This is a genomic window from Mesorhizobium sp. M7A.F.Ca.AU.002.02.1.1, assembly GCF_003998535.1.
In the GTDB taxonomy this organism is placed as follows: domain Bacteria; phylum Pseudomonadota; class Alphaproteobacteria; order Rhizobiales; family Rhizobiaceae; genus Mesorhizobium; species Mesorhizobium ciceri.
In genome coordinates this window covers 1-12475 of sequence record NZ_RZPB01000100.1, presented here as the reverse complement: position 1 = coordinate 12475, position 12475 = coordinate 1, and the positions used below count along the sequence as shown (strand labels likewise).

Sequence of the window (12475 nt, the reverse complement as noted above, 5' to 3'; positions counted from 1 at the left end):
ACCATGGCCTGGGTACCCCGACACTGAACAGCTTTGTGGTTTCCGCCAATGGCACCGCCACCGCGCAGGCCATGGCAAGTTACTCCATGCCCCCTGTGCCCTTTCCTTGTCCCTTCCTCCCTGTGAAAAAGCGGCCGAGCGAGGCTCGGTCAGATGGGAGGTGATCCAGCCGCTCTGAGGGCTGCTCGTACATTACCGGTTTCAGCCAAAACTGGCGGCCCGCAGCACTCGCGCGCAGGGCGACAAAAAACACCGGTGAGGCCAACTTCCTTTTCGACAAGAAAGCTTTCAGGGTCGTTGAGACCACGGAGGTTTCGCCTGATGGCCTTCCTGTTGCTGTTTTGGGGAAACACCCCTTTGCCGGCCGCTACGCGGGAACCGGCGACATGCCGATTTCCAAGGCGATGGAGGAGTACCGCTTTCCGTACGGGGCGAACGCCGCCGCGGCAGTTTGCGATTGTTCACCACCACCAGCAGATCGAAATCCGAACGATAGCCCTTCCTGGTATGCGGCTCGTCGACCCAGTCGCCACGCGCATAGGACCCAAAAGTATGATCTTGAGGATGCGCCCACGCCTTTTGAAGTCGGCCGTCCCGCCCTTGAGGGCATCCTCAAACTCCTCGAGAAGGAGTTTGACCGTCTTTCTCAGCTCGCGCTGTTTTGGTGGCGGGAGGTTGTCGATGCTGGATTTCATAAACAAAGGTCGGTCGTCCATTGCATACATAGCCGAGACAAGCCTCGATTCTACAGACTGACGCGTTTGCCCGCGTGAAGCAACGTGGTCAGTTCCCACGCATTCGATGCTGTCGTTCCCAATTACCTGCTCGTGCGGATCGTATGGAGATCCAAACACAATATTCCGCTCGGTGGCAAAAGTAATGCGCGACGCCACGTGGTCCGAAGAATGACTACAAATGTCGGACAAAGGGGGCGAAGTCTGGAGCAGCCAGCACCGTCTGAATCGGACGGCATTTCAAGTCTCAACTCGGGCTATCAAGTTCTATCCATGCAGGCGCATGATCGCTCGGCTTCTCCCATCCTCGCGTCTCTGCATCCACCCCCGCATTGCGAAGCCGGGACGACAACGAGGGACTGACCAGCAGATGGTCCATTCGCAGGCCAGAACTCTTGTCGTAGCCGCCCCCATAGGAGTGGTTCCAATACGTATAGACCCCCTTTTCCGGATGGATGCGCCTGACCGCGTCGATCCAGCCGTCCTCGAGCATCGCGGCATAGGCTTGGCGACTCTCGGGAAAGTAAACCGCATCGCCGATCCATCGTCGCGGCACCACGGCATCAATCGGAGTTGGAACGACATTGTAGTCGCCGCACAGCACGGTCGGCGCTCCCGCTTTGAGCAGATCCTGGCCGTAGCTAATCAGGCGGTCGAACCAGCGCAGCTTGTAGTCAAACTTGGGACCAGGGGCGGGATTTCCGTTTGGCAGGTAGAGACAGCCGACGACGAGCCCGCTGATCTCCGCCTCGATATAGCGGCTATGGCTATCGTCAGGGTCGCCAGGAAGCCCGCGTCGGCGCTCGATCGGGTCAGCTCCGCGAGCCAGGATAGCGACGCCGTTGTAGGATTTCTGGCCGTGCCAGATCGCGCCATAGCCAGCATCGCCGATCGCCTCGGCCGGAAATTTCTCGTCCGAGGTTTTGAGTTCTTGAAGGCAGACGACGTCATAGCGCGTGGCCTTTAGCCACGCGATGAGGACCGGCAGACGACCATTGACGCCGTTTACATTGAACGTGGCAACCCGGAGCATCTAGCCGGACCCCGTGGTTCAGTTCTTACCTAGCTTATCCTCGACCTTCTTGCGGCTGTTCCCGACCGATTTCACGGCTGACTTCACGTCGGCCTTGCTCGCTCCGGTCTTACCCGCCTCGTATTTCACTTCGTGATCCTGCCCCCCAGCGACCTTCGCGCGGTCCTGGTTGCGTCCACGTGTTGTTCCAGTATTGGGCATTTCATCCTCCAAAAGATTGCCATTCCAGACCCGATAACGCCGCCAGACTCTTCCGGTTCAATCTGTCGACTACCGCTTTGAACCGAATTCCACGCACACGATTGAATCGAGCCATAATTTCGAGTTCGACAAGTTGATGGGTATCGCGCTCAGGTCGCGATTCCGGCCCATGTTGCATGTCGCGCGGCCTGACCAGTCCTGCCAGAACTCACGATGGCGGACTCGGCGCCGAAAAGCGCCGCGAGCCGAGATGCCATGCCAATGTGCGTGTGAGCCCGCGAGCAAGGAAACGACCGACATGTCTTTGACCGGACACGGTCATCGAGCGCAGGCTAAGCCGGTCCGTACCTACCGGCCTAAGCGCTCTTCACTTGGCCCGCTGTTGAACGTGCAGCAGATCACGCAGGCGGATCGGCAATCTGGGCGAAGCGCGCAATTCGACACAACTCGCCTCCCAGTGTCCGAGGTACTCGGCGATCGGCATGCTGGTGCGGCCGGGCCAGCGGTTGAGTGCCCCCAAAGCCTCTACGCAGTCCGGCGCGCGGCCGTATTCGGCGAGGATGGTCAGCGACATTGCCTGGGCGAACGGATTAAGAGCGGGCATTTCGATCTCGCCGCGGTGGTCGGCGAACCACGCAGCGGCGTCGCGCGTGAGCCCCTGGCTTTCAGCCAGCGCTGCATAACGATCGATGATGTCCTGGCGGTACCGGGCGATGGCATCGCCGAAGGCATTGTCGCCTGCGAAGGGTGGCGCCTCCTTCCAGCTTTTCGCCAGACGTGCGAGCCCTCGCAGCGAGTGAGCCTCCACCATGGTTTCCTCGATCCATTGGCAAGGCGGCGCCGGCTTGGCGTCCGGCTGCCAGCTGTTGCACAGCACATGGCCGAGTTCGTGCCCGAACTGGTAGGCGAGCTTCGACCAGTCACGCTCGCCGATATCGACGATGATCCAGGCCATACTGCTGCCGTCCGGATGCAGCCAGATTGCCGGCGTGCCGGAAGTGTGCTCGTCGACACGCAGGCGCGTCGGCTGGCGGTCGGACAGCAGGCGGACGCCGTCGAGGCATGCATGCCGCATGCGTTCGACGACCTGATCAGCGGCTCCCTCAAGCATGTGGCCCCAGTCGCCGGCAAGCTCGATGGGGGCGGTGAGGAGGTTTGGTTGCGAGCTAGCTGAGGAAGGTGGGGAAGACATGACCCCGTAGCCTGTGCTCCAACCGCCCGAGGGTGTCAACGCCACTGGTGTGAGGCTGCCGGCCACTGAACCTGCTAGCAAATTTAGGAGATCTCGTCGCAGCAACTTCGAAACTCGACCATGTTGCCCTGCAAAGAGAAAAATAGGAAGTCCAGCTTGTTCTGTCATCGGCCGAGGTCTAAGCGTAGACCCCTTGAGAGTTGAACTACTCGGAAGCGGCTAGGGGACTCGAGGGTGGGCGAGGTGATCTTTTCCAAAACGTATGTTGGCGATGCTTTATCAAGCTGGCAGGTCGTCCACGAAATGTCGACTCATATCGTTGGCGGAGCTTTGGTCGTTCGCGACAGTGACCGCCGTGACTGGCATCTTCTACGACTTCACGATTCAGCTTTTCTGTTTCGAATGGTTCGGATGAGGTGCGTCCTCAGATTCTTGCCCACGACCACCACAAACTTCTATATCCATCACTATGGTTCTTTGGATGTTGCCGAAATTGCACTCGACGGCACCATAATAAACAGGGGTATCAGTCACACCATTTCGATCAACGCTCATCCAGATGACACGATCGAGATCGATGTGAGCTTTTTGAGTTGCCACGGGTCTCTCTCAATAGGCTGCTCCGACAATGGTCGTCCCGTCTACGCCGGCACTGGACTCGAACAGTTTGCACTCTTGAGCGTTCTGGTTGAAACGTTTGATGCATACCCCGAGTTGTCTCGCACGCCGGCAGAGGAGCGGATCACCCTCGTCGATGTTGGCGGCCAAGGAGGGCTACAGCTCAAGTGGATGCTGCGAGCCGATCATATTACGCCCGTCGTGTTCGAACCCTTGTCGTCGGAAGCGACGGTGATACGACAAACCCTCGATCGAATTCCGGGCGCGCAAGTGGTGGAAAAGGCGCTGGCAAACACTTCTGGCCCCCAAAAGCTGTATATTACTGCCGGATCATACTGCTCGTCTTTGCGAGAGCCAAATTTTGAGATCCTGCAGAACTACTCAGTAGCCCGTGTCTTCAACGTTGTCAGCATGCAAGAGGTCGAATGTGTTCGATATGACGAATTGTTCCGCGCAAGCGCGGTTCCGTCACCGGATGTTATAAAAATAGACGTCCAAGGTCTTGAATACGAAGTTCTGCTTGGTTTCGGCCACCTTCTGGAATCCTGTTTGGCTATCGAGCTGGAAACGCATGTTGTTCCGATATATCGAGGACAAAAGCTGATTGGTGACATAGTCGACATTCTGGGCGATTTCGGTTTCGCCCTACGCCAGCTTAATCAAGTACCGCACTTCGATGGCGATGCAGTCGAGTTTGATGCCCTTTTTACGAAGAGGCGCGACAAGGTTGCAACTCTTTCTGATCTAGAAAAGCGAAAATTTGCTGTAATCATTCAGGTGTTAGGAATTCTTCCTTACCCGTGAGGCCATGAATAGAACGACCGTTCGCCAGCGATCGAGGTAGAGTCCTTCAAGGCTCACCCCTGATCCGTCGCCACTCGATCTGAAGGTTGCTCATCGTCTAGAATAACGAGTGGCGGCATGCAAAGAAAAGCTTGCATCGAGCCGTATGCCGCACACATCGCGCAGTCAATGCCCGTGTCGTCAAGTACGACGCCAGTTCCAGGAAACGGGATAAGTCTGCTGCGGAGCGGCAGACACTTTTCCAGAAGTATCCGCGCACCCCTTGGTGTGATTGTGTATGCCTGAAGCCCAAACGAATGCTCTACCTTGATAAGGAATCTGGAGAAGTTCTCGGACTGGAACAAGGCAGTTCTATTAGTATATTGACGATCGTAGAATTCCATTTTGGCTTTTGAGAAACCAAGGTCAAGCCAGAGAAAGGATGGGTCAAATATATAGCCCCACTGTATGATATCCCAATCTGCCCGTGCTTGAGATATAATACTGGTGGATTCCTCCGTGAATCGAAACGATGACCGAATATCGTCTTCGAAAATAGTTATAGTCTTGTTTTCTGAAGCCGACAGCTTCCACAAGCTGATATGGGATAGAGCGCACCCCAACGTGCCCGGGGGATACGGACAATCACTGGTAATCAGACCTTCCTTGATGAGCGCCTCCCTGTCGAGAGAAGTGCCGTCAACGGCTGATACGCGAACGGTATTGTTCAATAGATGCCAGTTGTTACTTTGGTACCTGCTCCAGCGCTCGATGCTGCGGTCTAGGTTTATCAGGTGAATTTTCGGGGAACCCGTCGGCTCGACAGGCCGGGCTGGCATCGTCCCGGAGACAGAGGGCGTGGCGGCAGTGAATGCGGAGGTATCGCCCGCACCATGCAACAGCGCTCGAGCCCGCTCGATGCCATCACTCACATGGTATTGGCCATCGCCAAAGGTGATGTAGCCATAGACTTGTCGGTTATCCATATACTGGACGATTCCGGCCTTTCTGGCGCTGGCAGCAAAGACAACGTACTCGTACCGCGATGTGCCGTCCTCGTATGTCAGTTCGGTCAGCACGTCAGCCCGGACAAGATATGTGCAATGCACGAGCGGCACCTCGATGGCGCCGCGCACGTGGCGGTTGAGCACCCAACCATACTGATCGCACTGCAGATAATACCCGTTGGCATCGATCTCGGCATGATAGTTCGAATAATATTGGCCCGGCGAGATAGAGCGAAGCAGAGGCGCGACGATTGGCAAATCAAGCGCGACAAGTTCTCGCAGCGTGGCCGATCGCACGAAATTGTCGACGTCGGCCACGAAATAGAAATCGCAGCCGTGCTCGAGCGTTTTCCGCAGACTTATGTTGCGGATTCGGCCAAGCACTCTGAAGCGCGTCTCATTCCATTCGTGCTCGCCAAACTGCTCAACACGATCGACGACGTCCGAGGCGTCGATTTCGACCGCAGCATAGAGGTGACCCACGCGCTCTACCCATTCGCGCAGTATATGCTCGGTCCTGTCGGTATTGTTGTTTGTCCTGATGTATAGGACGATCGATGCCTTCGGGTAGTCGAGCGCCTCGATGCACTCGAGGTAAAGCGGCAGTGCCAGTTCCTTCTGCTTTGCCAGGATTGCAATCAGGATGCGCGGTGAACCCTTCAGGCGCGACCGCAGCGAACGCTGCCGGATAAGCTTGTGCTGATCGATCAAGCTCTCTGTCCCGAACGCCCCGAGATTCGACGGTTCATGCACCGGAAGCTTGTCAGTGGCGAAACGCGCGTTGGCTACCACGCGCTTCGCCATTTCCGCCGGCAATTTTTCGCTGGCGAGCAATTTCAGACAGGCGTCGAGTGAATCCCGGTAAGCGCCTGTCCAGTAGGCATTGACGGCAAACTCGTCGAGCAATCCGTAATCGTAGACCCAAGGCTGTATGAAAAGTCCGGGGGGTTGTGCAAGGTCGAGCCCTCGACGCGCAAATTCCGCTCCCTCCGCGTTCCGGCCCTGGGTGCGGCAATAGAGGCTCGCGGCGTGAAGAGCTTCAGCGCGGGCGGGAACGGCCTGCGTCGCACGCTCAAAGATTGCAACGACCTCGTCGAATGGCCGTCCCAGCGCTGCCATGAGATTGCCCGCTTCGAGCAGGCTGACATAGATTTCCTCGTCCCAGAAGCCCAGCTCGGCGCGCTTCAGATAGTTTGCCAGCGATTTTTCACGTTCTCCGGAATCCCTATAGCTCTGCGCCAGATAGAAGGTGTATCGCGAAATAAGGAACGGGTCGGTCTCCGTAGCAAGCGCGTTTTCAAGAACCGCCGCGTCGTCCTGGTACTTTCGCGGGTTTTGACTGCGTGCTCCGCCACGCCCCGTCGCCACGCGAAAACCCTTGGCGGTCTCGCGTGTGAGATGGCCGGGAGGGGCCTCGAGATATTCGTGCAGCACGCCCTTGAAGGAGAAGGGAAGCCGGTTGCGGCAAATCTGCGGGCGATAAAACGAAATGCCCCCATGGGACACCTCGACGTCGTAGAGATCGTGTTCCATGTTCGACTTGAACGCGATCGGATCGAAGTCAGCGTCTTGGACCACGACGTCGTCGGCGTCGATGATCATGGCGTAGTCGACCGTCTCGACTTCACGCAGGCGGTCAAGGGCAAAGGTACGGTTGTACGCAAAGTCCCGCCAAGGCTCGTCGATGACTGTGCCTTTGACATTGTGCAGGGTCAGGAAGGTACGGATGAGGTCCTGCGTGCCGTCCTCGGAACCCGTGTCGATGACGAGCACGTAGTCAACGAGAGGAAGCGCGCTGGCGAGGCATTGCAAGATGACCTTTGCCTCGTTCTTGACGATCATGCACAGGCCGATGGTGCTCATGCTAATCCCTTGGCGGAGTGGCGTTCGTTACACGCTGCTGGAAATTGTTGAAGGGAATTCCTGCGCCTTTGTCCGGCTTTATATCTCATGCATCATCCCGTCGCCTTGGCCATTTGCATGACCTTTGTTGCAAAGAACGATTGCCCCTTCACAGCCAAGTGCTGCCTCAACCCGTCCATTGTTTAGCCAGCGCTTTCCGTCGCAGCAAGGGTCTTGCGGTCGCTCGGGACCAGAGGGTTAAGAACAGAATTTCCCGTCGACCCAATCGCTGAGGCGCAAATTCCGCCGCGACATCGAGGGTTCGACGCGAACCAGAGGGCACCCTTAAGCCTCGGATTTTTCGATGCGTTCGGCCCATGCGCGCCATTTGATGTCGACCGAAAGTAGTTACTCATGGTCCACAATTAATAAATTGTTAACTTGGTTATTTACAAGTTGCTAATTTTAGATTTTACTAATGTCTTGTGTTGAGAGGGTTCCCGCGAACCGGGCAGAGGGCCTGTTGGGCTGCGTCTGCGAAGCCAGGAGAGTGTCTGGAGCAAGTCACTTCGTGCGTGAGGGCGTGGCGAGTGTGTGGTGACGTGCAAGAGAAGACGTTGTACGGCCTTGAACTCAAGGCCGGCGTTTTCCCAAATCTGATGTTCCCCCGCAAGCAGTTGGTTCCCTCGTAAGTCGTCGTCGAGAAATCGGGGACACGCGTGACGGGAGTGACCATGGTTGGGGTGATACCGTGTACGAGGCGATGGGGCCATGACGCAGGCTTAGGCGTAGAACAACGCCTGAATTACCCGCAGTCGGCCAACAGCACGGATTACCCAGCGATTGATGGGTATTCCTCGGTGTCCTTTGGACGCCTCACTCACCTGGGCGAAGACAACTGGGGCGCCATCCGATCGAGCGGCACGAAGAGGCTGCCAAGCCTTGCGCACCCGTCTCTTAGACCTGCCCGCAATGCGGCAATGCGCGCGACCGGCCTCACCGGGCGCCCGCGCTCTGCAGCCATTGAACCAGCGATTGAAATCTAAGGTACGACCAAGAGAAGCTGCGGCCCGGCCGCCGGCGACCAAGGAGAAGATGATGAGCTTCACGGCAGGATTTGCGGCTATGGAAGTCACCGTTCGAGGCATTTTGCCGATCGGCGACACGATTGAAAATATAAATTATTTCATTCTGGACACGGCCAAGAGCGCTATTGTCGGTCAGGTCGTTCTTCCCAGAGCCGTCAAGCGAAGCCTCGCTGTCGCCCTCACCGTCAAAGTCCCAAGCACCGCCGGCTCGCTTGCCATTGGGACGTTTGATGAAGGCGGGAACTTCCAGGTCGCCAACTTCCTCCGCGTCGAGACGCCAGTGGTGGAACGTCCCCACGGCGCCGTCGGGCCGTCCGGGAGGTAAATCTCTCTAGTCGCAGTACTTGCCGGCTAGGCCAGTGAGTGGCTGCCGGTGAATTGAGTTCGAAGCCAACAGGAGCCAGTCATGGCCCGTGCCTCTGAAGTTCTTTTTGTCGATCCTTCAGTTTCCGACCTCCAGGCAATTCTCGGCAGCGTGCGACCCGAGGTTCAAGCGATTGTGCTCAACGGCCGCCGACCGGCGGCGCGGCAGATCGCTGCCGCGCTCGCGGGGCACGCAGGGCTCGAAGCGGTGCACGTCATTGCACATGGTGGGTCTGGGCGTGTCGGCTTCACAGCAGGGGAGTGGTCATCTGCTACATTGCAGGAAGAGGCCGAGGATCTTGCCGCAATCGGCCGGGCGCTTGCCACAGACGGCGAGCTGCGGCTGTGGAGCTGCGAGACGGCGTCGGGGGAGGCGGGCGAGACCTTCGTGGCGGCTCTGGAAGAGGCAGTTGGCGCGGACGTCTGCGCATCGAGAACGCTAGTCGGCGCAGCCGACCTGGGCGGCGCCTGGGAGCTGTGCGCACGCAGGAACGCGTCCTCGCCCCTGCCGCCACTAACCTCTGAAGGCGCGGCGGATTACGTGGGGGTTCTGGCTGCGGGCGATCTGACACTTACCGGCACTATAGATACTGGATCAAGTAACAATATCAACACGTACTACTTGATTGATACAATTAATACGCCAGCTACAACCGATGATACGGTTGTAGGTAGCTTTCAGTTGCCATCCGCAGCCAATGCCGTGGCTCCAAAATTCTCGATAACAGTAACAGTTCCAGATATTGGCCATACTTATCTCATCTATGACTCTGGCTTCCGCCTATACGGCACACTTACTTTTGTCGCCGACGCTGACCCCGTCACGGCGGGCAACCAACCGGGTTATCTTTTCGCTACCACGCCAATCAACAACCCAGGCGCCGCGGGCAACGATGGCGACCACTTTAATGGTGGCCTATTAACCCTCGCGAGCACTGGCACCGCGGGTGCGACAGGGGCCGCTGGTGCGACCGGCGCTACGGGCGCAACCGGGGCTACTGGTGCGACCGGCGCCACAGGCGCGACTGGCGATACTGGTGCAACAGGTTCGACCGGGGATACCGGACCAACAGGCGATACCGGAGCAACGGGTGCTACGGGCGATACCGGTGCCACGGGCTCAACGGGTGCCACAGGCGATACCGGAGCCACAGGTGCGACGGGCGATACAGGAGCGACTGGCTCGACCGGTGATACCGGAGCAACAGGCTCTACTGGTTCGACCGGAGCAACAGGCTCGACTGGAGCAACAGGCTCTACTGGTGCGACCGGCTCGACTGGAGCAACAGGCTCTACTGGTGCGACCGGCTCGACCGGCGCCACAGGTGCAACCGGTAATACCGGAGCAACTGGCTCGACCGGATCGACAGGTTCGACCGGCTCTACTGGGGCAACAGGTTCGACCGGCTCTACTGGGGCAACAGGTTCGACCGGCTCTACTGGGGCAACAGGTTCGACCGGCTCGACTGGAGCAACCGGCTCGACCGGCGCCACAGGTGCAACCGGTAATACCGGAGCAACTGGCTCGACCGGATCGACAGGTTCGACCGGCTCTACTGGGGCAACAGGTTCGACCGGATCGACCGGAGCAACCGGCTCGACCGGCGCCACAGGTGCAACCGGTGATACCGGAGCAACTGGCTCGACCGGATCGACAGGTTCGACCGGATCTACAGGTTCGACCGGTTCGACTGGAGCAACAGGCTCTACAGGTTCGACTGGCTCAACCGGAGCCACCGGTTCGACAGGTCCGACAGGTGCGACTGGCTCGGGCGGCGGGACCGGTGACCGCGACCATGGCAACAACGGTGGCGGCAACGATCCTGATGGAAGCGACAGCAGCAACCCAGGCAAGGGGCATGGCAATGACGGGTCCGACAACGATGGTTCGCCAGGTAACGGCAACCACGTCAAGGTCTCGGCCGATACGATCGGACTCAAGGACTCCAAGCAGTTCTTGCAATCGGGCCCGGCCGCCAGCAGCGACACCGATAGCCAAGCCTCGTTCCGGCAGCTCGTTGGCCTGGCTGGGGGTTCGGTGACGAGCGATCTCTTGAACGTTCTCAATACGATCAAGGGCCTTAGTCCGAACCAGAACAAGACATCCGGTGCAACGTCCGACTTGACTTCTGACAAGGGCAAGCAAGGCGCCGGATACACTAACACCGACGACACGCTGAAGAAGGCAATGAAGGATATTCTGAAACCTAATGACTGAGTCCAGGTTGAAGAAAGAACGCGCGGCCCTTGCGGGAACGCAAGTGCCGCGCGTTCACCATTTCCAGGCGGGCAAAGGGCCCGTGCGGCTGGCCTATTTGGAATATAGTGGGTTTTGTCAGCAGTCCCGGCTGGGACGGCTTGCCCGGAGCATCCTTGAACCCTCGCTTGTGGGCCGGAGGGGAAGTGCATGGTGAGCATACCTCTGAACGCCGATGCACGGCCAACCTCGATCCGCGTGGACGCGGAGGCGACGGGCAAGGTTGGCAGCCAGAGCGAGGCGGGGAGGGCACCCGGCGGACCCGCCGAGTTCGACCGGATTGCCCCGCGCCTCAAGGCGGTGCTACGGGTCGCCCGCTACCATGGCGTCGAACTCGACCCGAACGAGTTCAAGGTGGCGAGCGCAAGCCCGGTTCCAAACGCGACCGATCTCTCGCAATGGGCCCAGAACGGCGGCATGTGGTCGCGTGCGCTTCGCATCCGCTGGTCGCATCTTCTGCGCTTCGAGCACACGGGACCGGTCGTCCTGCTGTTCAATGACGGTGGCGCAGGTCTCCTCACCGGGGCCAGTCCAGAGCGGAATGTCGTCTTCCTCAAAAGTGCGGATGCGCCCGAGGATGCCGAAGCCATCGCCATCGACGAGTTGCGGCTGTCGCAGGTGTGGGCGGGTGAGGCCGTGCTGTTGCGTCCAGCGCGATCCTATATCGCGGCCGATGCGCCTTTCACCCTCGGTTGGTTGATCGACCTGGTACGGTTCGAAAGCCGTTCTATGCGTGACATCGGTATCGCCTCGTTCACGCTCAGCCTCCTTACCGTTCTGCCGCCTCTCATGGTCATGACACTGGTCAACAAGGTGCTGCAGTTCAACAGCGTTTCAACCCTCGTGCTCCTGTCGGCCACAATTGCCGTCCTGTTCGTTTACGAGACGCTCCTCGGTCACGCCCGACGGCTGATCATCAACGTCGTCGGCGCCCGCCTGGATACCAAACTGAACTTGCATGTTTTCAGCAGGCTCCTGCGTCTGCCGCTTGATTATTTCGAGCGTCATCCGGCCGGCGAGACGATGTACCATCTCGCGCAGATCTATCGCATCCGCGAATTCCTCACCGGAAAACTCCTCAGCACGTTCCTGGATCTGATCACGCTCTGCGTGCTGATCCCGGTGATGTTCTATATCAACGCCACGCTGGGCTGGATGGTGCTTGCCTGCGCGGGCGTGATTATGTTGATCATCTTCGCCTTTCTCGCGCCGTTGCGCCGCCGCTACCAGCAAGTGGTCGATGCCGAGACCTGGAAGGCGGCGGCGCTCGGCGAAACCGTCGTCGGCATCAAGACGGTGAAGGCGCTCGGTCTCGAACCGCAACGCAGGGCGCTTTGGGACGAGCGGGTGGCGGAAG

Annotated in this window: 8 protein-coding genes and 1 pseudogene; 4 read left to right on the top strand and 5 right to left on the bottom strand. The window is 58.6% G+C overall.

The genetic code is table 11. The features are described 5' to 3' along the window. Positions 1 to 447: 447 nt before the first annotated feature. From EN879_RS39805 to EN879_RS09220, 4 genes and pseudogenes are all read right to left on the bottom strand, one after another. Positions 448 to 695: pseudogene (locus EN879_RS39805) on the bottom strand (nucleotidyltransferase domain-containing protein); the annotation flags it as partial. Positions 696 to 981: 286 nt separating this feature from the next. After that, entirely contained in the window at positions 982 to 1767 is a 786-nt protein-coding gene (gene xth / locus EN879_RS09230) for an exodeoxyribonuclease III (RefSeq protein WP_063170481.1), read from the bottom strand. A gap of 18 nt (positions 1768 to 1785) precedes the next feature. Continuing rightward, entirely contained in the window at positions 1786 to 1968 is a 183-nt protein-coding gene (locus tag EN879_RS09225; protein WP_063170480.1) for a DUF3606 domain-containing protein, read from the bottom strand. Between the two features lie 367 nt (positions 1969 to 2335). Continuing rightward, on the bottom strand, positions 2336 to 3226 hold the full coding sequence (locus EN879_RS09220; protein WP_244514450.1) for a hypothetical protein: 891 nt from the start codon (positions 3224 to 3226) through the stop codon (positions 2336 to 2338). A 168-nt stretch (positions 3227 to 3394) separates the two neighbouring features. On the opposite strand from EN879_RS09220, the gene EN879_RS09215 reads away from it, so the two are divergent. Then, positions 3395 to 4582: an FkbM family methyltransferase gene (locus EN879_RS09215; protein ID WP_082826729.1), complete on the top strand. Its 1188-nt coding sequence runs from the start codon at positions 3395 to 3397 to the stop codon at positions 4580 to 4582. A gap of 53 nt (positions 4583 to 4635) precedes the next feature. Here EN879_RS09215 and EN879_RS09210 read toward each other — a convergent pair whose 3' ends face one another. Then, positions 4636 to 7431, bottom strand: coding sequence for a glycosyltransferase family 25 protein (locus EN879_RS09210; protein ID WP_063170477.1), 2796 nt, complete (start codon positions 7429 to 7431; stop codon positions 4636 to 4638). A 1077-nt stretch (positions 7432 to 8508) separates the two neighbouring features. Between EN879_RS09210 and EN879_RS09205 the strand changes: the two genes are divergently transcribed. The 3 genes from EN879_RS09205 to EN879_RS09195 all read left to right on the top strand — a co-directional run. Beyond that, entirely contained in the window at positions 8509 to 8823 is a 315-nt protein-coding gene (locus EN879_RS09205; RefSeq protein WP_063170476.1) for a hypothetical protein, read from the top strand. An 81-nt stretch (positions 8824 to 8904) separates the two neighbouring features. Further along, positions 8905 to 11079: a DUF4347 domain-containing protein gene (locus tag EN879_RS39355; RefSeq protein ID WP_127274018.1), complete on the top strand. Its 2175-nt coding sequence runs from the start codon at positions 8905 to 8907 to the stop codon at positions 11077 to 11079. A gap of 237 nt (positions 11080 to 11316) precedes the next feature. Next, on the top strand, positions 11317 to 12475 hold a 1159-nt coding region (locus tag EN879_RS09195; RefSeq protein ID WP_245493809.1), incomplete at its 3' end, for an ABC transporter transmembrane domain-containing protein.